This window comes from Solimonas soli DSM 21787 (assembly GCF_000474945.1).
GTDB lineage: Bacteria > Pseudomonadota > Gammaproteobacteria > Nevskiales > Nevskiaceae > Solimonas > Solimonas soli.
This window is the reverse complement of record NZ_AXDW01000016.1, coordinates 39,915-65,651: the sequence shown is the minus strand read 5'-3', so window position 1 is coordinate 65,651 and position 25,737 is coordinate 39,915. Positions and strand designations below refer to the sequence as shown.

The 25,737-nt window shown below is 66.3% G+C and carries 19 protein-coding genes and 1 pseudogene; 13 read left to right on the top strand and 7 right to left on the bottom strand.

Annotated elements, in window-relative coordinates:
* Positions 1-146: 146 nt before the first annotated feature.
* From lipB to K344_RS0109110, 8 genes are all read left to right on the top strand, one after another.
* The gene (gene lipB / locus K344_RS0109145; protein WP_051362066.1) at positions 147-830 is read left to right on the top strand and encodes a lipoyl(octanoyl) transferase LipB; all 684 of its coding nucleotides are present in this window, start codon (positions 147-149) and stop codon (positions 828-830) included.
* Positions 831-1,078: 248 nt separating this feature from the next.
* Positions 1,079-1,921, top strand: coding sequence for an ABC transporter ATP-binding protein (locus tag K344_RS0109140; RefSeq protein WP_043114173.1), 843 nt, complete (start codon positions 1,079-1,081; stop codon positions 1,919-1,921).
* A complete protein-coding gene (mlaE, locus tag K344_RS0109135) occupies positions 1,918-2,685 on the top strand; it encodes a lipid asymmetry maintenance ABC transporter permease subunit MlaE (protein ID WP_043114172.1) in 768 nt (255 codons plus the stop codon). The genes K344_RS0109140 and mlaE overlap by 4 nt, the downstream gene beginning before the upstream one ends.
* A gap of 29 nt (positions 2,686-2,714) precedes the next feature.
* Entirely contained in the window at positions 2,715-3,254 is a 540-nt protein-coding gene (gene mlaD / locus K344_RS0109130; protein ID WP_043114170.1) for an outer membrane lipid asymmetry maintenance protein MlaD, read from the top strand.
* Position 3,255: 1 nt separating this feature from the next.
* Positions 3,256-3,921 (top strand): MlaC/ttg2D family ABC transporter substrate-binding protein, encoded by a 666-nt coding sequence (locus K344_RS20970; protein ID WP_169729277.1) that lies wholly within the window; start codon positions 3,256-3,258, stop codon positions 3,919-3,921.
* Positions 3,918-4,196 carry an STAS domain-containing protein gene (locus tag K344_RS24320; protein WP_043114169.1) on the top strand — a complete coding sequence of 93 codons (279 nt, stop codon included), beginning with the start codon at positions 3,918-3,920 and terminating at the stop codon, positions 4,194-4,196. Before K344_RS20970 ends, K344_RS24320 begins: the two co-directional genes overlap by 4 nt.
* Before the next feature lie 20 nt (positions 4,197-4,216).
* Positions 4,217-4,951, top strand: a complete 735-nt coding sequence (locus K344_RS0109115) for an MlaA family lipoprotein (RefSeq protein ID WP_028080410.1) — start codon at positions 4,217-4,219, stop codon at positions 4,949-4,951.
* A gap of 150 nt (positions 4,952-5,101) precedes the next feature.
* Positions 5,102-5,719 carry a hypothetical protein gene (locus K344_RS0109110; protein ID WP_028080409.1) on the top strand — a complete coding sequence of 206 codons (618 nt, stop codon included), beginning with the start codon at positions 5,102-5,104 and terminating at the stop codon, positions 5,717-5,719.
* Positions 5,720-5,977: 258 nt separating this feature from the next.
* On the opposite strand, the gene purL is transcribed toward K344_RS0109110, so the two are convergent.
* Positions 5,978-9,868, bottom strand: a complete 3,891-nt coding sequence (gene purL, locus K344_RS0109105; RefSeq protein WP_028080408.1) for a phosphoribosylformylglycinamidine synthase — start codon at positions 9,866-9,868, stop codon at positions 5,978-5,980.
* Positions 9,869-9,910: 42 nt separating this feature from the next.
* Here purL and gph point away from each other — a divergent pair, with 42 nt between their 5' ends.
* The gene (gene gph, locus K344_RS0109100; RefSeq protein ID WP_051362064.1) at positions 9,911-10,657 is read left to right on the top strand and encodes a phosphoglycolate phosphatase; all 747 of its coding nucleotides are present in this window, start codon (positions 9,911-9,913) and stop codon (positions 10,655-10,657) included.
* A 452-nt stretch (positions 10,658-11,109) separates the two neighbouring features.
* Here gph and K344_RS24000 read toward each other — a convergent pair whose 3' ends face one another.
* From K344_RS24000 to K344_RS0109085, 4 genes are read right to left on the bottom strand one after another with little or no spacing between them, the layout of a single operon-like run.
* Positions 11,110-11,895: a hypothetical protein gene (locus K344_RS24000; RefSeq protein ID WP_157622853.1), complete on the bottom strand. Its 786-nt coding sequence runs from the start codon at positions 11,893-11,895 to the stop codon at positions 11,110-11,112.
* Positions 11,892-13,046, bottom strand: coding sequence for a DEAD/DEAH box helicase (locus K344_RS0109095; protein WP_084197202.1), 1,155 nt, complete (start codon positions 13,044-13,046; stop codon positions 11,892-11,894). Before K344_RS0109095 ends, K344_RS24000 begins: the two co-directional genes overlap by 4 nt.
* A gap of 12 nt (positions 13,047-13,058) precedes the next feature.
* The gene (locus K344_RS0109090; protein WP_157622852.1) at positions 13,059-14,654 is read right to left on the bottom strand and encodes an ATP-binding protein; all 1,596 of its coding nucleotides are present in this window, start codon (positions 14,652-14,654) and stop codon (positions 13,059-13,061) included.
* Between the two features lie 31 nt (positions 14,655-14,685).
* Entirely contained in the window at positions 14,686-15,573 is an 888-nt protein-coding gene (locus K344_RS0109085) for a DNA-methyltransferase (protein ID WP_043114193.1), read from the bottom strand.
* 263 nt (positions 15,574-15,836) lie between these two features.
* Here K344_RS0109085 and K344_RS23995 point away from each other — a divergent pair.
* Positions 15,837-15,999, top strand: a pseudogene (locus K344_RS23995) (IS3 family transposase); the annotation flags it as partial.
* Between the two features lie 232 nt (positions 16,000-16,231).
* Here the strand turns inward: K344_RS23995 and K344_RS0109080 are convergent.
* Positions 16,232-17,008 carry an MBL fold metallo-hydrolase gene (locus tag K344_RS0109080; protein WP_245586166.1) on the bottom strand — a complete coding sequence of 259 codons (777 nt, stop codon included), beginning with the start codon at positions 17,006-17,008 and terminating at the stop codon, positions 16,232-16,234.
* 40 nt (positions 17,009-17,048) lie between these two features.
* The gene (locus K344_RS0109075) at positions 17,049-17,393 is read right to left on the bottom strand and encodes a DUF1820 family protein (protein ID WP_028080402.1); all 345 of its coding nucleotides are present in this window, start codon (positions 17,391-17,393) and stop codon (positions 17,049-17,051) included.
* Between the two features lie 238 nt (positions 17,394-17,631).
* On the opposite strand from K344_RS0109075, the gene K344_RS20960 reads away from it, so the two are divergent.
* The 3 genes from K344_RS20960 to K344_RS0109060 all read left to right on the top strand — a co-directional run bounded on the left by K344_RS20960 (position 17,632) and on the right by K344_RS0109060 (position 25,732).
* Positions 17,632-19,194 carry an MdtA/MuxA family multidrug efflux RND transporter periplasmic adaptor subunit gene (locus K344_RS20960; protein WP_084197200.1) on the top strand — a complete coding sequence of 521 codons (1,563 nt, stop codon included), beginning with the start codon at positions 17,632-17,634 and terminating at the stop codon, positions 19,192-19,194.
* A gap of 27 nt (positions 19,195-19,221) precedes the next feature.
* Positions 19,222-22,341, top strand: a complete 3,120-nt coding sequence (locus tag K344_RS0109065) for an efflux RND transporter permease subunit (protein WP_028080401.1) — start codon at positions 19,222-19,224, stop codon at positions 22,339-22,341.
* A gap of 199 nt (positions 22,342-22,540) precedes the next feature.
* On the top strand, positions 22,541-25,732 hold the full coding sequence (locus K344_RS0109060) for an efflux RND transporter permease subunit (protein WP_028080400.1): 3,192 nt from the start codon (positions 22,541-22,543) through the stop codon (positions 25,730-25,732).
* The last annotated feature ends 5 nt before the right edge of the window (positions 25,733-25,737 follow it).

Here is a 25,737-nt window from a genome sequence, read left to right as displayed (position 1 = left end):
TGCCCTCCCCAGGTCGATGAATCGCTGACGACTGGGATTACGGCCGGCCGTGCGATTCGGTTTCACGCGGCCGGTTGTGTTCGCCGCGCCGGCGGCGCACCATGCGCGCCGCCCGCTCCGGACTTCGCCCGCTCCACGCCGCCCCCATGGCCGTGCCTTCCGCCATCGCCGCCGATCCGGCCCCGCCGGTCGTCCGCCGCCTCGGCCGCGTCGCCTACGCCGACACCCTGGCGCGCATGCGCGCCTTCACCGACGCGCGCGACGCCGACACGGCGGACGAGATCTGGCTGCTCGAGCATCCGCCGGTGTTCACCCAGGGCCAGGCCGGCAAAGCCGAGCATCTGCTGGCGCCGGGCGACATCCCGGTCGTGCAGGCCGATCGCGGCGGCCAGGTCACCTATCACGGTCCCGGCCAGCTGGTGGTGTATTTCCTCATCGACCTGCACCGGCGCGGCTACGGCATCCGCACGCTGGTGACGCGGCTCGAGCAGAGCATGATCGAGCTGCTCGCCGAGTCCGGCATCCGCGCCTATGCCGACCGCGACGCGCCGGGCGTCTATGTCGACGATGCGCGCGGCGTGCGCATGAAGATCGGCTCGCTCGGCCTGCGCGTGCGGCGCGGCTGCACGTATCACGGGCTGGCCCTCAACGTGGCCATGGATCTGGAACCGTTCTCGCGCATCAATCCCTGTGGCTACCGGGGCCTGCGCATGGCGCAGCTCGCGGATCTCGGCGGCCCGGCCAGCGTCGAGGCGGCCGGCGAGGCCCTGCTCGTGCATCTCTTGCGCTTCCTCACCCGGCCGGCGTCTGCGGACGGTGGCGGTGCCTGAAGCCGCCGCCATCGTGCGCAAGAGGCCCGGCGCGTCCCGGATCTTGCCGGCTCTTGTGAAATGCGCGCGGTCGCCTCAATAAGCACCTGGCATGGCCTCGTGCTTGCTCCGGCCGCCCGACCCTCGGCAAGATGCGGGCAAGGGGTTCGCGGCCCGATCCATGACGATCAGTCAGGCTGCGTTCGGCTGCTCCGCTACAATGTGCCGCCGTTGCAGGCTGTCCCTCCGCCGCTTGCCTTCGACCTAACATGCCATCGACCGTCCCGACGTCCGACGCCGCGCCGAACGCCACGCTGCCTCCGCTCGTCCGGGTGCGCGGCCTGCACTTCAGCCGCGGCAGCCGCAAGATCTACGACGGTGTCGATGTCGACATCGCGCGCGGCAGGATCACCGCCATCATGGGTCCTTCCGGCACCGGCAAGACCACCTTGCTGCGCATCATCGGCGGGCAATGGCAGCCGAGCGCCGGCGCCGTCGAGTTCGACGGCCTCAACGTGCATCGCCAGTCGCGCGCCGGACTCTACGCGCTGCGCAAGCGCATGAGCCTGCTGTTCCAGAACGGCGCGCTGCTGACCGACCTGTCGGTGTTCGAGAACGTCGCCTTCCCGCTGCGCGAGCACACGCGCCTGCCGGAAGCGGCGATCCGCGACATCGTGCTGATGAAGCTCGAGGCCGTCGGCCTGCGCGGCGCGCGCGATCTGTATCCGGAGGAATTGTCGGGCGGCATGGCGCGCCGCGTCGCGCTGGCGCGCGCGATCGCCCTCGATCCGGAAATGGTGATGTACGACGAGCCGTTCACCGGCCAGGACCCGATCAGCATGGGCGTGCTGCTGCGCCTGATCCGCTCGCTGAATCAGTCGCTCGGCATCACCAGCGTGATCGTGTCGCACGACGTAGCCGAGGTGCTGTCGATCGCCGACTACGCCTACGTGGTGGCCGGCGGCCAGATACAGGCGCGCGGCACACCGGACGAGATCCGCGCGTCCCCGCTCGAATACGTGCAGCAGTTCCTGCAGGGCCGGCCGGACGGCCCGGTCGCCTTCCATTACAAGGCCCGCACGCTGGCCGACGATCTGCTGGGGCAAGCATGAGCGGCATCGTCACGGTGCTCACCGACTTCCTCGCCGGGCTCGGCCGCGCGCTGTTCTTCCTGCTCGGCATCCTGCGCGCGATTCCGCCGGCGCTGCTGCGTCCCGGCTCGATCGTCCGGCAGATCTACATGATCGGCGTGCTGTCGATGATCATCATCGTCATCTCCGGCATGTTCATCGGCATGGTGCTGTCGCTGCAGGGCTATCACACGCTGGTGCGCTTCGGCGCCGCCAGCTCGCTCGGCGTGCTGGTCGCGCTGTCGATCATCCGCGAGCTCGGTCCGGTGGTGACGGCGCTGCTGTTCGCCGGCCGCGCCGGCTCGGCGCTCGCCGCCGAGATCGGCCTGATGCGCGCCACCGACCAGCTGTCGGCGATGGAAATGATGGCGGTCGATCCGATGCGCCACGTCATCGCGCCGCGCTTCATCGCCGCCGTGATCGCCATGCCGCTGCTGACCGCGATCTTCAACGTCATGGCGATCGGCGTCGCCGGCGGCCACGCGATCGGCGTCGAACTGCTCGGCGTCGATGCCGGCAGCTACTGGTCGCAGATCCGCGCCAATGTGGACGGACACGACCTGATCCAGAGTTTCACCAAGAGCCTGGTGTTCGGCGCGGTGGTCAGCTGGATCGCCGTCTACCAGGGTTATCACGCGGCGCCGACATCGGAAGGCGTGTCGCGCGCGACCACTTCGACGGTGGTGGTGTCGTCGCTGGCGATCCTCGCCCTCGACTTCGTCCTCACCGCGTTCATGTTCCATTAACGGCCTCAGCGTAGAGACAGAGCCTAGCCATGCAATCCAGAGCCTTGGAAATCCTCGTCGGCTTCTTCGTCTGCCTCGGCGTTGCCGCGGTCTTCGTGCTGACCTTCCGCGTCGCCAGCCTCGACACCGTCGGCAAGGGCGACACCTATCGCGTGTCCGGCATGTTCCAGAACATCGGCGGCCTCAAGGTCGGCGCGGCGGTGTCGATGGCCGGCGTGAAGATCGGCCGCGTGCGCGAGATCAGCATCGACCCGGCCAGCTTCCAGGCCAAGGTGTCGATGGACATCCTCAAGCAGTACGACAAGATCCCCGAGGATTCCAGCGCGAAGATCCTCACCTCCGGCCTGCTCGGCGAGCAGTACATCGGTCTCGAGCCGGGCGGCATGGACGATTACCTCAAGGACGGCAGCGAGCTGACGCTGACGCAGAGCGCGCTGGTCCTCGAGAACCTCATCGGCCAGTTCCTCGCCGGCTCGTCCGGCAAGGACGACAAGCTCGCCGATGCCATCGGCAAGCTCGCCGATTCCTTGCAAGCCAAGAACAATGGCGCCACCGCAGGAGCGCACTGACATGAACCTTTCGACCCGTCGCGGCCTCATCCGCAATTTCGCCATCGGCCTCGTCGCCGCCTTCGGCGTCGCCGCCGGCGCGGTGGCGGCGACGCCGCCCGAGCAGGTGATCAAGACCACGACCGACGCCCTGCGCGCCGACATCGGCAAGAACGTGGCGAAGTACCAGGCCGACAAGGCCAGCTTCTACGCCATGGTCGATCGCGAGATCGTGCCGCACTTCGACACGACCTACATCGCCAAGGTCATCCTCGGCTCGCACCTCAAGGAGGCGAGCCCGGAGCAGATCAAGCAGTTCGAGACGGCGTTCAAGGACATGCTGGTGCACAGCTACGCCGACAAGCTGCTCGAGTACTACGACAGCGTCGACATCCAGGTGAAGCCGGGCGTCGTGCAGGACGGCGGCAAGCGCGCCGAGGTCAACACGACCATCGTGCGCAAGGACGGCAAGCCGCCGATCCCGGTGACCTTCTCGATGCGCAACGGCGGCGACGGCGACTGGAAGGTCTGGGACATCAAGGCCGAGAATATCTCGCTGGTGCTCAACTTCCGCACGCAGATCGACGCCGAGATCAAGAAGAGCAACATCGCCTCGGTGATCCAGCGCCTGAACGCCGGCCAGCTGCAGGTCGACCCCGCCGACGCCAAATCAGGCAAGGCGCCGTGAACCAGGCGCCGGACGCACCGAGCGGACCGCTGACCTTCGCCACGGCGGCCGAATGGTTCGCTCGCGCCGAGGCACTCGCCGCGCGGGACACGATCGATCTCTCCGCCGTCACGCAGTGCGACAGTGCCGGCGTCGCCCTTCTCCTTGAATTGCGGCGCGCCGCCCAAAGGAAAGGCCGTGGCCTGCAGTTCGTCAATGCGCCGGCGCAGCTGCGCGGGCTAGTGGCGTTCTTCGGACTCGACGCGATTCTGGGCTTAGGGACTGGCGCCGCCTGAAGCGGCATTGGACGCACGCGATGGACAAGGGGACGACGGGGACGGCCGCGGCGCTCGCATGGGGGCTCGCGACCGCGCTGCTCGTCGGCTGCGCCCACAACTCGCCGTATGAGCCGGCCGATCCCCTCGAGCGCATCAACCGGCCGATCTACGCCTTCAACACCACGGCCGACAAGTACGTGCTGCGGCCGGTGACGAAAACCTACGTCGACTACGTGCCGGCGCCGGTGCGCAGCAGCGTCAGCAACTTCTTCGACAACCTGTTCTACCCGACCGTCGTCGTCAACGACGCGCTGCAGGCCAAGTTCAAGCAGTCCGGGCTCGACCTCACGCGCTTCCTGATGAACACGACGTTCGGCGTCGTCGGCCTGTTCGACCCGGCGACCATGGTCGGGCTCGACAAGCACGACGAGGATTTCGGCCAGACGCTCGGCCGCTGGGGCGTCGGTGAAGGCTGGTACATCATGCTGCCGTTCTTCGGGCCGTCGACCAATCGCGACGCGGTCGGGCGCGTCGGCGACTATTTCATGGCTCCAGCAAACTACGTCGACTACACGTGGCCCGAGCGCATCGCGCTCAATGGCGTGCTCGCGGTCGACACGCGCGCGCAGCTGCTCGACCTCGACAGCGTGCTCGACCAGCAGCTCGATCCCTACGTCTTCCTGCGCACCGCCTACCTGCAGCGCCGCCTGAACCAGGTCTACGACGGCAATCCGCCGGCCAAGTACACCGAGCCCGAGCTGCCGGAAGACTGATCGAGCGCGCGCCGCGCGCGGCTGCCGCGGCGACATGAGGGCGCCGAACGATCAGCGCCGTGCGGCCACGAGCGGGCGGACACGCCGCTGGCGTCGGGGCACCGCCGGCCGTTAGGCTAGGACCGTATCCCCAAGACCGCCTCACCCACCATGCGCCGCCTCGTCCTCGCCTGCGCGCTGCTCCCGGCAGCCTGCGCCACGCAGAACCCGCTTCCGCAGCCCGCCGCCACCGGCGTCGCCGTCGGCACCATCGCCTCGGATGGCCGCTGCGAGCACTACACGCTCTATGTCGCCGAGCTCGATTCAGGCAGGACTTACCGCATCGAGCAGGATCGCGGCGACGCGGTCGACAAGCTGGTGCCACTGTTCGCCGGCCGCGAGGCGCGCGCCGACATCGTCGCGCAGGGCGCGCCGTTCGCCGTCGAAATGCCGGTCGGCCGCTACGAGCTGAAAGGCTGGCAGCTCGGCTGCGGCGCTTCGGTCATCCGCTCGCAATCGGCGGCGGCGGTCGAATTCCGCGTCGAGCCGGGACAAAGCATCTATCTCGGCAGCTACCAGTTCCGCGAGACGACGCACATCGGCGCGCTGACCACCGGCGGCAGCGTGACCCTGCGCGAACAGGCCGCGCGCGATCTGCCGCTGATCCACGCCGCATTCCCCGAACCGTCGACCGCGCGGGTGGCGCAGCGCCTGGCGCCCGGCACGGTGATCGAACGCCTCGGCGACGGCGGCGGCGACGGCAGCGCCAGCTTCGTGTCCGGCTCGTAGACGCGCCCCGGCGACTCAGACCTCGCCCCGGTGGCGGGCGCGCCGCGCGGCTCGCGCCGGGCGTGGCGGTGCAGCAGCGGCGAGCAGAGGGCGAGCAGAAGGATTTCACGACCGCCTAGGTCACGATGGTGCGGTCGAGTATCGCGTCCGGCATTTGGCGCCGCTCGACACCGACCGGACACGACACCGTTGAGGCAGGCCGGCCGCCACGAAAAAGCCCGGCCGCGGGCCGGGCTTCCCGTACAGCCGCAGCCTTTGCTATTTCGTGAACTTGCGCGCGTTGACGAACAGCTGGAACCACGGCGTCTTGCCCTGGGCGCCGTCGGCGGCCCAGTTCCTCGGCCACCACGAACCCGAGGTGCCGGCGATCGTGCGTTCCGGGTGCGGCATGAGGATCGTCACGCGGCCGTCGGCGTTGCACACCGAGGCCAGGCCTTCCGGCGAGCCGTTCGGATTCGCCGGATAGCTGGTGGCGATCTCGCCGCGCGTCGTCACGTAGCGCATCGCCGTCTGGCCGGCGATCTGCAGCGCCGACAGCTGCGTGGCGCTGCCGAATTCGGCGCGGCCCTCGCCGTGCGCGACGGCGATCGGCAGGCGGCTGCCGGCCATGCCGGTGAAGAAGATCGACTTCGATTCGAGCAGCTCGACCAGCGACCAGCGCGCTTCGAACTGCTCGCTGCGGTTGCGGCGGAACGCCGGCCAGTGCTCGGCGCCCGGCACGATGTCCTTGAGCGCGGCGAACATCTGGCAGCCGTTGCAGACGCCGAGCGCGAAGCGTTCCGGGCTGGCGAGGAAGTCGGCGAACTCGCGACGGCCGCGCTCGTTGAAGAGGATGGTCTTGGCCCAGCCCTGGCCGGCGCCGAGCACATCGCCGTAGGAGAAGCCGCCGCAGGCCGCGAGGCCGGCGAAGTCGGCGAGCCTGACGCGGCCTTCGAGAATGTCGCTCATGTGCACGTCGACCGCTTCGAAGCCGGCGGCATGGAAGGCGTATGCCATCTCGTACTGGCCGTTGACGCCCTGCTCGCGCAGGATCGCCACCTTCGGCCGGCGCGCGAGATGCGGCGCCGCCACTTCCGGCGCGAAGGTCAGCCGCACGTGCAGGCCCGGGTCGTCGGCGTCGGCGAGCGCGGCGAATTCCTCCTGCGCGCAGTCGGGGTTGTCGCGCAGCGCCGCCATGCGATGGCTGGTCTCGGCCCACAGGCGATGCCACGCGGTGCGCGAGGCTTCGAGCACGACCTGATTGGCCTGCGTGAAGGCGATGCGATCACCGGTCGTCGGTGTGCCGATGTCGATCGCCGCGAGGCCGGCATCATTGAGTGCGGCGATCGTCGCCACCACGTCGGCCTGACGGACCTGCACGACGCAGCCGAGTTCCTCGTTGAACAGCGCGGCGACCGCGTCGTCGCCGAGCTGATCGAGCGCGACCTCGAGGCCGCAGTGACCGGCGAAGGCCATTTCGGCGAGCGTCGCCAGCAGGCCGCCGTCGCTGCGATCGTGATAGGCGAGCAGCCTGCCGTCGGCATTGAGCCGCTGGATCTGCTCGAAGGCGGCGCGCAGCCGCTGCGCGTCGTCGAGATCCGGCGCGACGTCGCCGACCGCGTTGTAAACCTGCGCCAGCGCCGAGCCGCCGAGGCGGTTCCTGCCGGCGCCGAGATCGACGAGCACCAGGCGCGTCTCGCCGGCGTCGGTCTTCAGCTGCGGCGTCAGCGACGCGCGCACGTCGACGACCGGCGCGAACGCCGAGACGATCAGTGACAGCGGCGCGGTCTGCGCCTGCGCTTCGCCCTGGTCGTCCTGCCACACCGACTTCATCGACAGCGAGTCTTTGCCGACCGGAATCGCGATGCCGAGCGCCGGGCACAGCTCGGCGCCGACCGCCTTCACCGTGTCGAACAGGCGCGCGTCCTCGTCGAACTGGCCGCAGGCCGCCATCCAGTTCGCCGACAGGCGGATGTCGGACAGTTTCTCGATGCGCGCGGCGGCAATGTTGAGCACCGCTTCGGCGACCGCCATGCGGCCCGAGGCCGGCGCGTCGAGCAGCGCCAGCGGCGTGCGTTCGCCCATCGCCATCGCCTCGCCCGTCGTCGACTCGAAACCGGTCGCGGTGACGGCGCAGTCGGCGACCGGCACCTGCCAGGGGCCGACCATCTGGTCGCGCACGGTGAGACCGCCGACCGTGCGGTCGCCGATCGTGATGAGGAACTGCTTGCTCGCCACGGCCGGCAGCTGCAGCACGCGGCGCGCCGCCTCGGCGAGATCGATCGTCGCCGTGTCGAGCGGAGGGAAGGTGGTCTTCGCGCGCCGGCTCGCGCGCTTCATGCGCGGCGGCTTGCCGAGCAGCACCGGCATCGGCATGTCGACGGTGGGCCGGCCGAGCACGGCATCCTCGACCAGCAGCCGCTGCTCGGCGGTCGCCGTGCCGACCACGGCGAACGGCGCGCGCTCGCGCGCGCAGATCGCTCCGAAGCGCGCGACGTCGGAGGCCTTGATGGCGATGACGTAGCGCTCCTGCGATTCGTTGCACCAGATTTCCATCGGCGACAGCGCCGGGTCGGCGGCCTGCACCTCGCGCAGCTGGAAGCGGCCGCCGCGATCGTCGGCATGCACCAGCTCCGGCAGGGCGTTGGAAATGCCGCCGGCACCGACGTCATGAATCGAGAGAATCGGATTGTCTTCGCCGAGCGCCCAGCAGGCGTCGACGACTTCCTGACAGCGGCGTTCGAGTTCCGGGTTGGCGCGCTGCACCGAGGCGAAGTCGAGTTCGGCGCTCGAGGCGCCGGTCGCCATCGACGAGGCGGCGCCGCCGCCAAGGCCGATCAGCATCGCCGGGCCGCCGAGCACGATCAGCTTCGCGCCCTCGATCACTTCGCGCTTCTGCACGTGCCCGGCGCGGATGTTGCCGTAGCCGCCGGCGATCATGATCGGCTTGTGATAGCCGCGATTGCGGGTGCAATCAGAACCCTGTTCGCGGCCGTCCGGCGTCACCAGCATCTCGTAGGTGCGGAAATAGCCGTTGAGATTCGGGCGGCCGAATTCGTTGTTGTAGGCGGCGGCGCCGATCGGACCGTCGAGCATGATCTGCAGCGCGCTGGCCATGCGTGGCGGACGCGAGAGGTCCGCTTCCCAGGGCTGCACGAAACCCGGAATGCGCAGGTTGGCGACCGAGAAACCGGCGAGACCGGCTTTCGGCTTGCCGCCGAGGCCGGTCGCCGCCTCGTCGCGGATCTCGCCGCCGGCGCCGGTGGCGGCGCCCGGATGCGGCGAGATGCCGGTCGGGTGGTTGTGCGTCTCCACCTTCATCAGGATGTGCACCGGCTCGTCGTGCGCGCGGTAGACGTGATCCGGCTCGGCGAACCAGCGCATCGCCGTAGGACCTTCGATCACCGAGGCATTGTCCTTGTACGCCGACAGCACGCCGTCCGGCGCGGCGGCGTAGCTCATCTTGATCATCTGGAACAGCGAGTGCGGCTGCGTCTCGCCGTCGACCGTGAACTCGGCGTTGAAGATCTTGTGGCGGCAGTGTTCGCTGTTGACCTGCGCGAACATCATCAGCTCGGCGTCGGTCGGATTCTTGCCGGCACCGCTGTAATAGGCGGCGAGGTAATCGATCTCGTCCTCGGACAGCGCCAGGCCCCAGTCGCGGTTGGCGGCGAGCAGCGCCGCGCGGCCACCGGCCAGCACGTCGACGGTGCGCAGCGCGCGGCGCGGCTGGCCGTCGAAGACGTGGCGCAGCGCGGCTTCGTCGCGCAGCACCGATTCGGTCATCGGATCGTGCAGCGCGTCGAGCGCGGCGGCCGGCAGCGCTGATACGCCGTCGAGGAAGAAGGCGCGGCCCTGCTCGATGCGGGCGACGCCGGCGAGGCCGCAGACCTTGGCGATGTCGGTCGCCTTGCTCGACCACGGCGACAGGGTGCCGACGCGCGGCACCACGAACAGCAGCAGATCCGCGGCCTCGAAGGTGGCCGGCCCCGGCCCCAACAGGCGACGCAGCTCGGCCTCGCCGACCGGCGCCGCGGAGGGCGCCTGTTCGACCAGGTAGAAATCGCGGCTGCGCAGGGCGCGCAGCCCCGGCGCGTGAACCTTCAGCTTGGCGAGCAGGCGTTCGGCACGGAAGGCCGACAGCGAATCGGCACCGGGAAGGATCGTCAGGGACATTACGGGAACGGGCGGCTGGCGGGCTATCATTTTCGCATGTTTGAGGACCGCGCTTCTGCAGCAAAAACCCGCGGTCGCCCCGGATCGGGGCCGACGGTCCGGCGCATTCCGCGGCCACCGCGCGCGCTGCTGTTCGATCTCGACGGCACGCTGGTCGACAGCCTCGGCGATCTGCACGCCTGCCTGAACCGCCTGCTCGCCGGCCGCGGCCTTGCACCGCTGGGCCGCGAACAGGTCCGCCGCTTCGTCGGCGACGGCGTGCGCGCACTGGTCCGGCGCGGCCTGACGGCAGCCGGCGCCGCCCCGGACAAGGCGACGCTGGACACCGCCTGCAACAGCTTCATGGCCGACTACCTCGCCGCCCCGGCCATCCATACGCGGCCCTATCCCGGCGTGCCGGAAACGCTGGCGGCGTTCCATGCCGAAGGCCGGCGGCTTGCCGTCTGCACCAACAAGCCGGAGGCGATCAGCGTCGCGATCCTCGAAGCGCTGGGCCTGGCGCCGCTGTTCAGTGCGGTGATCGGCGGCGATTCGACCGCTGCGCGCAAGCCGGACCCACTGCCGCTACAGGCGGCGCTCGCGGCGCTCGGCGTGGCGGCGGCCGACGCCGTGATGATCGGCGACGGTCTGCATGACGCCGAAGCGGCAGCCACCGCCGGCATGGCCTTCGTCGGCGTCGACTACGGCTATGGCGCCGACGGCTTGGCGACACTGACGCCGGCCCCGCGGCTGCTCCGCCGCTTCGCCGATCTGCGTGAAGCGCTCAGCGGCAAGGACAGCTGATTGCGCCGATGCGGCGCTCGTACAAAACACGCTTGTTATAGAGGCACCCCCATGGCCACGATCAAAGGGCTGGCTCAAACCACTTCCGCCCATCCCAGCCCTAGCGCCTGATCGGCGCGGCGCAGGCCCGATGCACGACAATCGGCCGCCCCATACACGACGCCGAAGCAGCCACATTCCGGTACCGCTCGCTCTGATCTGTTCTTCGAAAAACTTCGACTTCTTCACGTAGAGATCCTGATGAGAAAAACTCTACTTCCAACTGGATCGATTCAGCGAAGATCTTTCAAAAATTCTATCGCCAGAGGAGTCAGTGAGGTTCCTCGGTGAATCTCAGAAGCGCTTGGGGAAATACAACGGCATCCCAACGGTGCGGAAAGTCATCTTCCTGCTACACCCCCTTCATGGGGCCGGCTGGAAATGGCCGCATAACCGGATACTGCGCGCTTATATCACCGAGATAACCGAAGGGTGATGCGTCCTTCGATAGTGCGGATGACTTGGACAAAATCTCCGTGCGGCAATGCCGGATCGCCAATGTTCTTTGTAATCCATACGGCAGCGCCGCTCTCTCTGACGGTCCATAGGGCCACAGTTCCGAACGGGTCTTGAATCTGAATTTGCCCGAGGGGAAGGCCGCAGTTCCGAGGCATGACCAAAGATTTGTCGATGGCTGAATAAGTGCCAAAGCCCAAGCTTTCCTTAGCCACTTCCAACCGACCATCTACATGGTGGGCAATTTTCCCATCGGTGCCTTGGAAAACCTGGACGGTGAGCAGGTGGACATCCAAGCCCTTGAAGGCGGCTTTCCATTCCGGAACGAAACGATCGACTGCAACAGCCACATAGCGCGGAACATACAGCAGAATGCGCTCAGCCTCGTCTCTCGTAAGACCAGGAAAGGCCGTGCAGAGACTTGTGACGCATGCGGGCTCGGCGTCCCCAAATCGGAAACACCTAACTTGCGGGAGAACATGACCTTCAAGGGAGTGGCTGGCTAGCTCAACCTCGACAACGAACCAATGCGATAGGGTCTTGTGAATCAAGGCCAAGTCGGCGGAACGACAGTCTCCATCAAGCCTGAAGCTTCCCTTGAATACACCACAGTGATAGTCCCTAAAGATGCAACATAGAGCCTTTACAACCTCGGCCTCAAAGTTGATTTCCAAGAACTCAGATGAATCAACCGCCTGAAAAATGCTATCTGGATGACATGCACCGGCAATGAATGTCTTCATGCGGTGCTCCACGTAACATTCGCGACGCCTTCTAGTGCTTCTTCTTCCTCTTTGAGTCGGCCGATTTCGGGTGCCGTCGCCACCAACGTATAGATGTCTGCAGATGATTTTCCAGCAGCGGGTCTCACCACTCTTCCGAGCCGCTGAATGCGCTGGCGCCGGGTTGCTGTGCTTGCGGCGATAATGCCCATCTCAGTTTCGGGGACATTGAAGCCTTCATCCAGGGCTCTGCATGTCACGAGCACATCAATGGTGCCGGTCCGGTATTGAGTAAGAATCTGGGCACGCGCCTTTATCGGGAGCTTCGAATGATAGACGCCGCTACGCACGCCATTTTCTGAGAGGACCTGCTGAATGAGGTTGCAGGCCTCGATATCCTCGTGGAATACCAGTGTGCGCTTGCCCTTGTTTGCAGCAATGAGCCTGAGTGCCAATTTCACTCTGTTGAGGCTCAGATTCAGTATGCGGGCGCGCTTCAAAAACAAGGCAACTGTTTCCTCGGCCTCCGCCCCAGCAGACTGAATCGACCTTGCAATTGCTCGGGTGAGCTTGTCGTATTCCTTCTGCCGATCCTCCTCCAGCTCAAAAATGATGTTGTGCAAAGTGAAGGGGACAATCACCTTGTCCCTTAGCGCGTCTGCATAGTCATACTTGAAGATGACATCGCCAAGAGCGGGGATCAGCACATTGGCTAGCCCTTGGTCATACTGCCGTTCAGGGGTAGCTGACAACCCCAAGGTCGCGTATGTGTCCAGTTCCAGAACTGCCTTGAAATGCTCCGATGCAGCCTTGTGGCACTCGTCCACAATGAGAAAGCACTTCTGATCTCGGCTCCTCTCGGGCAAATCTGCCGCAGTGTTCAGCACGGCAATATTGATGGTGCCCGGCTGCATTCGCTTTGAACCGGTGATGACATTCACTTCATCAAGCTTCAAGTCAAAGTAGGCGGCTGCTTCGGCCCACCATTGGTCGAGCAATGCCGCAGTGGGTACAACAATCAGGGTTGAATGCGGCTTGAGCTTGTCGATGCACGAGAGAGCGAAGACGGTTTTTCCACCGCCGGTCACTACGCTGACGATGCCTCTATGCCCAGCCTCCTGCCATTTAGCTAGAGCTGCGGTTTGCCATCCTCTTGGAGAAAGTTTTGGCACCTATTCCTTCTCCTACGCATTGCCATCGCCCTGGGGCTTCGCGAACAAATCGGCCTCAGCTTTCTTTCGTTCGGCTGCTGCGGCATTCTCGATTCTGATGCTCCTGGCCCGGAGCAAATCATTTTTAAGGCGACGCACGCTGTCGGGGTTAACTGGGCTGTGTATTTTGCTGGTCCGATACTCGGCAACCGCATCGTAGATGTATTGATGGACGCATTCTTCGATGGCGTCGTTGGACTCTAAGGACTGGTAGTAAGGGTGTAGTCCATTCACGATAACATGAAGCACTCCCGCCTCGGCTCCTGCCACAATTGTCAGGTGAGGCTCCCATTCGCTCGTTTCTTTGAGTGAGACGATCACCCGCAGGTCATCAAGAATGTCGAGTTGGGCGATTACGTCCTCAGAAGAGAGGGTCTTTACCATCTGCTGATTGTTCGCAAGAACGGTAGCAGGTGGGGGTAAAGCAGCCGTATTGAGCGCATCCTTAAGTTCGGTGCTGGTGAACTCACTGCGCATGCTTTCAACCAGGTCTCGAACCTTCTCCTTGGACCAGACCTGTGTTCTTCCGCTACGCCTTTTCTGTGCGTAGTCGCGATAGTCTTTGGTTTCCTCAATCAGGAACCGCTCAAGTTCGTCCTCCTCGTCTCCTTGGAATAGAACTGCGTCCTTGGTATGTGAGACAACAAAGCCATCGAGCAGCAGAACGCCAGTGAGTCGCTGGGCAACTAGGTTGTTGCCGCCTTCCTCATCGACGCCTCCAAAAATGCTCCGTGGCTTCCACGCATTCGGAAAGCCTTGGATTTGCCTTTCGTTCTGGAACAGAGAGAAGCCACCGAATTTCCTTCCGCCCTTCCGTAGAACGCCGATCCATCCACTGACCTTCTTGCCATCGATGATCTTCTCCGGAAGGTCGCGGCGCATGGGTGCCCCAGAGGGATCAGTGTCCCAATCAGATTCATCGGGCGGAGCAACCTCAGTTTCGTTGTAGACCAATTTCATGCCGACCTTGCCGTCCGAATTCTTCCGGAGGTCAAACATATACATCGACCCAAGATAGGTCATGATGGTTTCTTCGCTTCGCTTTTGAATGACGCGGCGAAGATCACTGATGATGATCTTGGTGTAATGCAAGGAAGTATCGACCTTTTTTAAGGTCAATGGGACCTTTGCGCCGTTATTAGCAATGCCATCAACGTCGATGTCTGCAGTCCACTCTTCGCCGCTCCCCCATTCGCAGGTGATGACCTGCCAGCGGCGGCCAATCCAGCAGGCGGCAGTCTTCATGCCCATGCCGTACTTAGAGCGGCCTTTGCTGTCGGGCGTAGGGTGCGCAATACGAAGTGCGGCAATTAGGTCGGCCTTCGTCATCCCAATTGAATTGTCCTCAATGGTGATGGTTTTGTTCAGCCGATCGTGAAGTATCTTGACAGTGAGCGGGGCCCCTTCCTGTTCAAGCACTTCATCAATGTATTTCCCGTGATTGAGGCGGGACTGCGTGGAGTTATCAACAAATTCAGCCAAAGCGAACCACATGGTGTAGCTAAGTCGACTGTATGCGTCGAGAGCCTTCGGACCGATGGACAGCTCAGCTTCATGAATCTCTGTCATGAAAATCCCCTGTTCGCGCCCCAAAAACCAATCAGTCACTCTCTAAAAGGTGACCGTTAAATCTGCCCTTGGACCCCGCAATGTAGTCCTCTTGCGCTTCGATGCTGATCCAGTAGCGGCCTAAATCTTCCGCAGCGGCGCCAGTGGTGTTACTTCCCCCAAAGGGGTCCAGCACCAGATCACCTGGGTCGGTCAAAAATTTGATAAAGAATTTCGCAAGCTCGATCGGCATCCTCGCCGGATGTGGCTGAATTTCCTGCTCTCGGCAGTAAACCTGATAAGGGTCGTTGTTGTACGTGTTCGAGATGGTCAGGACGTTTGATGGAATTGCGCCGCCGTGATCGGTCAGGAAGGATTTTTCTCCAATCCGATGCTCGGACGGCCGCGACCCCGCATTGTAGGTCCCACGCTTGAGCAAGTCCTTCATTGCTGGACTGTACTCTTGCAAAATCTTCTTGTTGTTCGCTTTGGGTTTCTCTACGGCCGACATCCACCATAGGCGGGTGAAGCTATCCTTCACTCGCACTCGCTCCACGTTCACCCACTGTGCGGGCGACGGTAGCCTGGCTGGATTGTTCCAGATGAATTCTTGGCAAAGGTGAAGCTCATTCTCTTCTTGGAACGCCAGTAGAGATTTGAGGGCGAGGGTGGACATGACCGGCGCGCCGGGAACCCACGAATTTCCCATTTCCATGACGATGGAGCCGTCCGGCGCCAGCATTTTTTTCAGAAGAGGGCCAAAGGCGGCAAGCCACCGTACGAATTCATCGCCGGTTTCGTTGCCATACTTCTTCTTCGTGTTCAGAGGAAACGGTGGGGAGGTAAAAACCAGATTAACCTTCCCTTCAAACCGAGCCATCACGTCACTGGCGAGTAGCTCGTCCGACAGCCCATGGAACATCCGCCCATGTTTGGTCATGTAGGCCACGCTCTGAGCTGGCCTGCCCCTGAATGGACTTGCGCCCATCAGTTCTGTGCCTCCATGGGCAATATCACCGGATGCCATAGTTTCTGCTGAACCGTCCCCTGGGGCCCAATGCCGGCGGACGCCGTGGGCATGCTTTTTCAGCAAGATTGTGCCCGATTTTCCGCAAAAAACAATGGATTGCGGGCGGTGATCGCACACCCCGTTGTATGTTCTCGGCTTTCTGGCTGAGCCAACCGCGCCTGTCATCTGTGCCCAAGCGTGAGCGCGTCAATCTGACTCGATACGCGACGCTCGACATCGCCAGGCCCGATCTGTTCGACTACATCGAACGATTCCATAGCCCGAGGCTGCGGCGTAGAGTCGCCAGGCAGGCAGAAGTTTTCAGCTCTTTCCAAACCGTCCGTGATTACTGGGTAGGACCCCAGCGAGACTGCCACCTTTATCGCCGCGCACATCTGCACAGCGGACATCCGAGTGGCAAACAAGGCTTTCACATCCGTCGCGGTCTTTGCGCGCAATGGCGTTGCAGCTGCCTGGCGTGTCGCCGCCCGACCAGGCACTCGGCCCGACGGCAGAGGCCCCCGATTGAGTCAATCGTCCGATCCAACATAGCGATCTCGGCCGTTGAACCGCGTTCACTCGCCAACGACTAGACCACCTCGGCCCACTCCAGGCCCATCGCCTGATCGGCGCAGCGCAGTCCGGCGAGATCGCCGTCGAGCGCGCCGCGTATCGCATCGAGCGCGAGCGGCGGACGATTGTTGGTCTCCGACAGGTGCATGAGCACCAGGTGCTGCAAGCGCGCCGTCTCGTAGCCGGACAGCAGCGCCGCCGCCTGGCCATTCGACAGGTGGCCGCGATCGCCGCCGACGCGCAGCTTCAAGCTCGGCGGATACGGGCCGAGGCGCAGCAGTTCCGGATCGTGGTTGCACTCCAGCATCAGCGCGTCGCAGCCGGCGAGCACGGCGCGCATGTGCGCGGAGATGTGGCCGGCGTCGGAGAGGATGCCGATGCGCCGCCGCGCCGCGCCGTCGCCGGCGGCGATCACGTACTGGCAGGGCTCCGCGGCGTCGTGCGGCACCGGGTACGGCTCGATCGCCAGCCCGCCGATTTCGAAGCGCTGATGCGGCGAGAAGCGGATCAGCGCCGGCACCTCGGCATCCTGCCAGACGCGATGCGTGCCGTAGGTCATGTAGACGGGCACGCGATGCCGGCGCGCCAGGCGGCCGACGCCGCTCAGATGGTCGCTGTGCTCGTGCGTGACGAGAATGCCGGACAGCGAGGCCGGCTCGACGCCGAGCCGCAGCAGGCGCGCCTCGGTCTCCTTCAGATTGAAGCCGCAGTCGACGAGCAGGCGCGTGCCGCCGTGCTCGATGAGGGTGGCGTTTCCCTTGCTGCCGGAACCCAGCATCGCGAAACGGATCATGCGAGGCATCCGGCAGCGGCGAGGCATTTAACCGCCACGCTCACTTCTTGCCGTCGCCGCCAAACGTGTAGAACGGCAGCGGCGTGACCTTGGAGCCGCCGCCGTCGCCGCCTTCGGTGATGCGCACCGGGCCGGCCTTGCTGACCTCGTCGATGCGCACGACGGCGTGCACCGGCACGTAGAAGCGCTCGACGCCTTCGAACTCGGCCTTGAGTTTTTCCTCGCCGGGATCGACGAGCAGCTTGCTCTTCTCGCCGAACACCAGCTTGCCGACTTCGACGAAGCCGAGCATGGCGCCGTGGCTGACTTCGCGGGCGTAGAGCTCGTACTTCTGGCCCTGGTTCATGAAGCTGATGCGGTAGAGACGCTGTTTGCTGCCGGCCATGTGAGGCGTTGTCGATCCTGAGGAAATGCGGCCCGCCGCAGGCGGACCATCGATGCCGCTAGTTTACGGCAGCCCGGCCGCCGTGGCAGGCCGGCCGCCATGGCGGCGGGCGGCGTCGGTCGCGATGCCGCAGCGTTTGTATCGGAAGGTAAAAGCGCACGGATTCGCGGCGGGCCTTCGCTATGATCGCCGCGTCATGGCCCGCCACCGGGCCCGGCTCCAGTCCACAAGGAACGCGATGGACATTCAACCTTCCCGCCCGTCCGCCCCGGCGCGGCGACCCGTCGGCACCCGAAGCAAGCTCATCGGCGGCGCGCTCGCCGTGCTGCTGCTGCTGGCGATCGTCGCGCTCGCCTGGTGGCTGATCCAGCGCAACGCGCAGACCGCCGGCGCCGGCGCGATGGCAGCGGGCGGGCGCGGCATGCGCGGCATGACCAGCACGGTCGGCGTCGCGCAGGTCGAGGCGATCGACATCCCGGTCACGCTCGAGGCGCTCGGCACGGTGACGCCGCTGGCGACGGTGACGGTGCGGCCGCTGGTGTCCGGCACCATCGTGGCGATCCATTTCAAGGAAGGCCAGACGGTGAAGAAGGGCGATCTGCTGGCGCAGATCGATCCGCGGCCGTTCCGGAACGCCCTGCTCGAGGCGCAGGGCAACCTGCAGCGCGACGAGGCGCAGCTCGCCAATGCCCGGCTGCAGCTCGAGCGCTACCGCACGCTGCAGACGCAGGACTCGATCGCCCGGCAGGAGGTCGACACGCAGGCGGCGACCGTCAAGCAGCTCGAAGGCACGGTCGCGGCCGATCGCGCCGCGGTCGGCAGCGCGCAGCTCGACGTCGAGTACGCACGCATCACCGCGCCGGTCGCCGGCCGCATCGGCCTGCGCCTGGCCGACGTCGGCAACTACATCGCCGCCGGCGACAGCACCGGCATCGCCGTCATCACCCAGGTCGAACCGATCGACGTGAAGTTCGCCGTGCCGCAGGACAGCGTCGCCGAAATCCAGCAGCACGCCGCCGCCGCGCCGCTGCCGGCGACGGCGCTCGACCGCACGCGCACCAGGACGCTGGGCAGCGGCCAGTTCCTGACGCTCGACAACCAGGTCGACACGAGCACCGGCACGGTCGGCGGCAAGGCACGCTTCGCCAATGCCGACGGCGCCCTGTTCCCCAACCAGTTCGTCAATCTGCGCCTGCAGCTGTACGTGATCGGCAAGACGCCGGCGGTGCCGCTGGCGGCGGTGCGCAACGGCACGCAGGGCGATTTCGTCTACGTGCTCAACGACGACAAGACGGTCAGCGTGCGCAGCGTGACGCGCGGCGCGCAGACCGCCGACAAGGTGCAGATCGTCAAGGGCCTGCAGCTCGGCGAGACGGTCGTCACCGAAGGCGCCGATCGCCTCAAGGACGGCGCCAGCGTGCAGCTGCCCGCCGAAGCGGCGGCGGCGACCGCGGCGGCCAAGAAGGCCGATCTCGAAGCGCATCCGGAACGCGCGCAGCGCAAGCGCCGCGGTCCGGGCCCGGGCCCGTGGCAGGGCGGTCCGCCGCCGGACGGCGCGCCGGCCGGCAACCGGAGCAGCGGCCGGCACCAGGGCTCGTGGCAGGGCCCGCGCCGCCGTCCGGCGCAGGACGGCGCCACCGGCGCGACGCCGGCGGACGGTGCTCCGAACGCGACGCCGGCGGCCGGTGCGCCGACGGCGGATGGCACGCAGGCGCCGCAGCATCGCGGCCGGCGCCAGGACGGCGGCGGCGCGCCGCCGTCGGCGGCGGATGCGCCGGCCGCGCCCGCCGGCGCGCCCTGAGGCCGTGACCACGAGCGCGCCACGCCGATGAATCCTTCCCGTCCCTTTATCGAGCGGCCGGTGGCGACGACGCTGCTGATGGCCGCGATCGTGCTCGGCGGCCTGCTCGGCCTGCGCTTCCTGCCGCTGTCGGCGCTGCCGCAGGTCGACTACCCGACGATCCAGGTGCAGACCCTGTATCCGGGCGCGAGCCCGGAGGTGATGAGCCAGACCATCACCGCGCCGCTCGAACGCCAGCTCGGCGAGATGTCGGGCCTGCAGCGCATGAGCTCGGTCAGCTCGGCGGGCGCCTCGATCATCACCCTGCAGTTCACGCTCGGCATCGCGCTCGACGTCGCCGAGCAGGAAGTGCAGGCGGCGATGAACGCCGCCGGCTCGCTGCTGCCCTCCGACCTGCCGGCGCCGCCGGTGTACGCCAAGGTCAACCCCGCCGACGCGCCGGTGCTGACGCTGGCGATCACCTCCGACACCCTGCCGCTGACCGACGTGCAGAGCCTGGTCGACACGCGCCTGGCGCTGAAGATCAGCCAGGTCGACGGCGTCGGCCTCGTCACCCTCAGCGGCGGCCAGCGCCCGGCGATGCGCATCCAGGCCGACACCCAGCTGCTCGCCTCATACGGCATCGACCTGTCGTCGATCCGCACGGCGATCGGCAACGCCAACGCCAACGCCGCCAAGGGCAGCTTCGACGGCCCGAGCCGCTCGTACACGATCAACGCCAACGACCAGCTGGAAACGGTCGACGACTACCAGGACATCGTCCTCACCTACGCCAATGGCGCGCCGGTGCGCCTGTCCGACGTCGCGACCATCGTCGCCAGCGCCGAGAACACGCGGCTCGGCGCCTGGGCCAGCGACAAGCCGGCGATCATCCTCAACGTGCAGCGCCAGCCGGGCGCCAACGTCATCAAGACCGTCGACGCCATCAAGGCGCGCCTGCCGGAGCTGGTCAGCTCGCTGCCGGCCTCGGTCGACGTCACGGTGCTCGCCGACCGCACGACCGGCATCCGCGCCTCGGTCGAGCACGTGCAGATCGAGCTGGTGCTGGCCGTGCTCATGGTCGTGCTGGTGATCTTCTTCTTCCTGCACAGCCTGCAGGCGACGATCATCGCCAGCCTCGCCGTGCCGATCTCGCTGATCGGCAGCTGCGGCGTCATGTACCTGCTCGGCTACAGCCTCAACAACCTGTCGCTGATGTCGCTGACGATCGCCTCCGGCTTCGTCGTCGACGACGCCATCGTCACCCTCGAAAACATCTCGCGCTACATCGAGAAGGGCGAGAGGCCGTTCGCGGCGGCGCTCAAGGGCGCGCGGCAGATCGGCTTCACCATCATCTCGCTGACGGTGTCGCTGATCGCCGTGCTGATCCCGCTGCTGTTCATGGAAGACGTGATCGGCCGCCTGTTCCGCGAGTTCGCGGTGACGCTGGCCATCACCATCCTGATCTCGGCGGTGGTGTCGCTGACCCTGGTGCCGATGCTCGCCGCGCGCTGGCTGCGCCACGACACCGGCGACAACGCGCTGGGCCGCAAGGTGCAGGCCTTCTTCGACCGCGTCATCGCCCGCTACGACCGCGGCCTGCTCTACGTGCTCGAGCGCCAGCGCGCGACGCTGTGGCTGGCGCTGGCGACCTTCGTGCTGACCGCCCTGCTCTACGTGTTCATGCCCAAGGGCCTGTTCCCGACGCAGGACACCGGCCAGCTGCAGGCGCGCACCGAGATGGACAGCTCGATCTCCTACGCGCGCATGGCGGCGCTGCAGCAGCGCGCGGCGGCGGCCGTGCTCGCCGATCCGGCGGTGGAGAATCTCAGCTCGTTCATCGGCGTCGACGCCGCCAACAACACCATGCTGCAGAGCGGCCGCATGCTGATCAATCTCAAGCGCGATCGCGCCGGTTCGCAGGCCGCGATCATGAAACGCCTGCGCGAGCGCATCGAGCAGGTGCCGGGCGTCAAGGTCTGGCTGCAGCCGACGCAGGATCTGACGATCGACGCCGAGACCGGGCCGACGCAGTACCGCCTCTCGCTCGAAGGTGCCGATACCGGCCAGGTCGCCGACTGGGCGCAGAAGCTGACGGCGGCGATGCAGAAGCTCGATGCCGTGCAGCACGCGACGACCGACGCCGGCGCCACCGGCCGCGCCGCCTACATCAGGCTCGACCGCGACTCGGCCTCGCGCCTGGCCATCACCGCCTCGACGCTCAACGACGCGCTGTACAGCGCCTTCGGCCAGCGCATCGTCTCGACGATCTTCACCGAGACCAACCAGTACCGCGTCATCCTCGAAGGCCGGCCCGGCCTGCTCACGCAGCCGGACAATCTCGGCCTGCTGCACCTCAAGGGCAGCGGCGGGCCGACGCCGCTGTCGGCGATCTCGACGATCCGCGAGGAGGACGCGCCGCTGCAGGTCACGCACGTCGCCCAGTACCCGGCGGCGACGATCGGCTTCGACACCGCCGACGGCGTCTCGCTCGGCCACGCCGTCGACGCGATCCGCGGCGCCGCGAAGGACATCGGCCTGCCGACCGGCATCACCCTCAGCTTCCTCGGCGCGGCGAGCGCCTACGAGTCCTCGCTGTCGAGCACGCTGTGGCTGATCCTCGCCGCCGTGGTCTGCGTCTACATCGTGCTCGGCGTGCTCTACGAGAGCTTCGTGCATCCGCTGACGATCCTCTCGACGCTGCCCTCGGCCGGCATCGGCGCGCTGCTGGCGCTGCTGGCGACCGGCAACGATCTCGGCGTGATCGGCATCATCGGCATCATCCTGCTGATCGGCATCGTCAAGAAGAACGCCATCATGATGATCGACTTCGCGATCGACGCGCAGCGCGAGCAGAACCTGGCGCCGCGCGCGGCGATCCACCAGGCGGCGCTGCTGCGCTTCCGGCCGATCCTGATGACGACGCTGGCCGCGCTGTTCGCCGCCGTGCCGCTGATGCTTGGCTTCGGCGAAGGCTCCGAGCTGCGCCGTCCGCTGGGCCTCGCCATCTTCGGCGGCCTCATCGTCAGCCAGCTGCTGACGCTGTTCACGACGCCGGTGATCTATCTCGCCTTCGAGAAACTGGCCGGACATCGCGAAGACCAGCCGGTGCCGCGGCGCGAGATCGATACCGATGCTGGTGACGGCGTGGAACCGAGCGAGGCATGACCCGGTACGCGCCACCACCCATGCCCGCGATCGCTGATGCGAGCCCCTCTCCCACCACGTGGGAGAGGGGTTGGGGAGAGGGCGCGGGCACGAAGTGCGCGCGGCGCGGCGAGCTTCCGCTTGCTGCGCAAGCGGCCTTCTCCCTTGCCCTCTCCCGCAAGCGGGAGAGGGAACGCTTGGTCGCGACGGGTGTATCGCCATGAACCTCTCGACGCTCTTCGTCCGCCGCCCGATCGGCACGATGCTGCTGACGCTGGGCATCGCCCTGGCCGGCATCGGCGGCTTCTTCGCGCTGCCGGTCGCGCCGCTGCCGCAGGTCGATTTTCCGGTGATCCAGGTCAACGCCTCGCTGCCCGGCGCCAGCCCGGACACCATGGCGACCAGCGTCGCCACGCCGCTGGAACGCCGGCTCGGCATCATCGCCGGCGTCAACGAGCTGACCTCGCGCAGCTCGAACGGCTCGACGCAGATCTCGATGCAGTTCGATCTGAACCGCGACATCGATTCCGCGGCGCGCGAGGTGCAGGCCGCGCTCAACGCCTCGCGCGCCGACCTGCCGGCGACGCTGAAGAGCAACCCGACCTACCGCAAGGCGAATCCGGCCGACGCGCCGATGATGGTCATCGCCCTGACCTCGGCATCGAAGACGCCGCAGCAGATCTACGAAGCCGTGTCGAATCTGGTGCAGCAGCGTCTCGCGCAGGTCGACGGCGTCGGCGACGTCGAGGTCGGCGGCGGTTCGCTGCCGGCGATCCGCATCGACATGCTGCCGTTCCAGCTCAACAAGTACGGCATCAGCCTGGAAGACATCCGCGCCGCGATCGAGGCCGCCAACGCCAACCGCCCGAAGGGCGCGCTGGAAGGCGACGACCGGCATTTCCAGATCTACACCGATCTCGCCGGGCGCAACACCGACGAATACCGCCAGCTCGTCGTCGCCTGGCGCAACGATGCGCCGGTGCGGCTCGGCGACGTGGCGACGATCAGCGACGGCCCCGAGGACGCGCGCACGCTCGGCCTGTTCAACGGCCGGCCGGCGGTGATCGTGCTGCTGCGCAAGAAGCCCGGTGCCAACGTCATCCAGACCGTCGACGCGGTGCGCGCGCTGGTGCCGGTGCTGCAGGCCGAACTGCCGACCGACATCAGGATGACGGTGGCCTCCGACAGCACGCGCTCGATCCGCGCGTCGCTGCACGAGATCGAGGTCACGCTGCTGGTCTCGGTCGCGCTGGTCGTGCTGGTCGTCAGCGTGTTCCTGCGCGATCTGCGCGCGACGCTGATTCCGGCGTTCGCCACCGTGGTGTCGCTGCTCGGCACCTTCGGCGTCATGTACCTGCTCGGCTTCTCGCTGAACAATCTGTCGCTGATGGCGATCACCATCGCCACCGGCTTCGTCATCGACGACGCCATCGTCGTGCTCGAGAACACCACGCGCCACATCGAAGCCGGCATGCGCCGCTTCGAGGCGGCGCTGCTCGGCGCGCGCGAAGTCGGCTTCACGGTGCTGTCGATCAGCCTGTCGCTGGTCGCGGTGTTCATCCCGCTGCTGTTCCTCGGCGGCCAGGTCGGCCGCCTGTTCCGCGAGTTCGCGGTGACGCTGTCGGCGGCGGTGCTGATTTCGCTGCTGATCTCGCTGACGACGACGCCGATGCTCTGCGCCTGGCTGCTCAGGCCCGGCGCGCCGCACAAGGCGCCCGGCCGCCTGGCGCGCTGGGCGGAGCGAGGCTTCGCGGTCCTGCTGCGCCAGTACGAGCGCCAGCTCGACTGGGCGCTGTCGGCGCGCCTGCTCGTCGTGCTGATCCTCGGCGCCGTCGTCGCGCTGAACGTCTATCTGTTCAAGGCCGCGCCGAAAGGCTTCTTCCCGCAGCAGGACAATGGCCAGATCATGGGCATGCTGCGGGCCGACCAGAGCATTTCCTTCCAGGCGATGTCGCAGAAGCTGCAGCAGATCGTCGACACCATCGGCGCCGATCCCGACGTGCAGAACGTGGTCGGCTTCACCGGCGGCTCGCGCGCCGGCGGCGGCTTCCTGATGGTGACGCTCAAACCGAAGGGCGAGCGCAAGTCGACCGGCCTCGAGGTGATCGCGCGCCTGCGGCCGACGCTGTCGGCGATGATCGGCGTCAACGCCTTCCTCCAGCCGGTGCAGGATCTGCGCATGGGCGCGCGTTCGGCGAACGCCGGCTACCAGTACACGCTCAAGGGCGACGACCGCGAGCAGCTCAAGCTGTGGTCCGACAAGCTGGTCGCCGAGCTCGCGCAGCAGCCCGGCATCAGCGACGTCAATTCCGACCAGCAGGACAACGGCGTCGAAGCCTATGTCGACATCGACCGCGACGCGGCGGCGCGCTTCGGCATCAGCAACAAGGACATCGACAACGCCCTGTACAACGCCTTCGGCCAGCGCTCGGCCTCGACGATCTACGAAGAGCTGAACCAGTACAAGGTGATTCTCGAAAGCGCGCCGGCCTATACGCAGGGACCGTCGGCGCTGAAGGACGTCTACGTGCCGGCCGACGCCACGCACACCGACGCCGCCGATTCGGCGAACCCGTCCTTGCGCGATCCCTCGACCGGCAAGGCGCTGAGCACCGCGGTCAGCGCCATGGTGCCGCTGTCGGCGATCGCGACGTTCCGCGAGCGCGCCGCCGCCGCGCAGATCAATCACCAGGACGCGGCGCTGGCGATCACCGTATCGTTCAATCTCGACGAGGGCGTGACGCTGTCGCAGGCGCGGGAAGCGGTGAAGCGCGCGGAGGCGAACATCGGCATGCCGACCTCGATCGCCGGCGCCTTCGCCGGCACCGCCTCGGCCTACCAGCAGTCGCAGAACAACCAGCCGTTCCTGATCGCGCTGGCGATCCTCGTCATCTACATCGTGCTCGGCATTCTCTACGAGAGCTACATCCATCCGGTGACGGTGCTGACGACGCTGCCCTCGGCCGGCGTCGGCGCCATCCTCGCGCTGCTGATGTTCAGGATGGAATTCTCGCTGATCGCGCTGATCGGCGTGTTCCTGCTGATCGGCATCGTCAAGAAGAACGCCATCCTCATCATCGATTTCGCACTCGACGCCGAGCGCGCGCGCGGCCTCGACGCCGTCGAGGCGGTGCGCGAGGCCTGCCTGCTACGCTTCCGGCCGATCCTGATGACGACGCTGGCGGCGATCCTCGGCGCGCTGCCGCTGGCGATCGGCTTCGGCGAAGGCTCGGAGCTGCGCCAGCCGCTCGGCGTGGCGATCATCGGCGGCCTGATCGCCAGCCAGCTACTGACCCTGCTGACCACGCCGGTCGTCTACGTCTATCTCGACAAGCTGCGCCGTCGCCGCGCCGACGAGCATCTGCTCAGCCGCGTCGTCACCAATGAACCGAAAGTCGCGAACGAACGATGAAGCGC